1 tRNA gene and 1 rRNA gene are annotated in these 457 nt (G+C 45.1%); both read left to right on the plus strand.

What is annotated here, in order from left to right:
* Positions 1–64, plus strand: a 16S ribosomal RNA gene (locus JW499_RS21685); the annotation flags it as partial.
* Between the two features lie 65 nt (positions 65–129).
* Positions 130–205, plus strand: a tRNA-Ala gene (locus tag JW499_RS21690).
* The last annotated feature ends 252 nt before the right edge of the window (positions 206–457 follow it).

The raw sequence follows: 457 nt of genomic DNA on the forward strand, positions 1-457 counted from the left end.
CATGACTGGGGTGAAGTCGTAACAAGGTAGCCCTAGGGGAACCTGGGGCTGGATCACCTCCTTAAACGATAGCGGATTCTTAGCAAGCGTTCACACGAATTATCTGATCACTGATAGAGAGAGCACAATGGGGCTATAGCTCAGCTGGGAGAGCGCCTGCTTTGCACGCAGGAGGTCTGCGGTTCGATCCCGCATAGCTCCACCATTTTTGCTGACTCTGCGTTAAGTTCCTCGTCGTGTAGCAGGCTACACGTCCTCAGAACTTGCCTTGATTCAACAAAAATAGGTCGTGAAAAAGTATAGTTTTAAACGACTGGTTGAACTTGCTCATGAAAGTCTTAAAACATACACATCGGTCTGATGTTTATCTTTTAAAGCTTTTAGCTTTATCCGCTCTTTAACAATTGAATCCTGTAACAAAACGAGAAATATGTACAAGCGCTAATCCGGCGTAAAT

The sequence above is a fragment of the Amphritea pacifica genome, assembly GCF_016924145.1.
Taxonomy (GTDB): Bacteria; Pseudomonadota; Gammaproteobacteria; order Pseudomonadales; family Balneatricaceae; genus Amphritea; species Amphritea pacifica.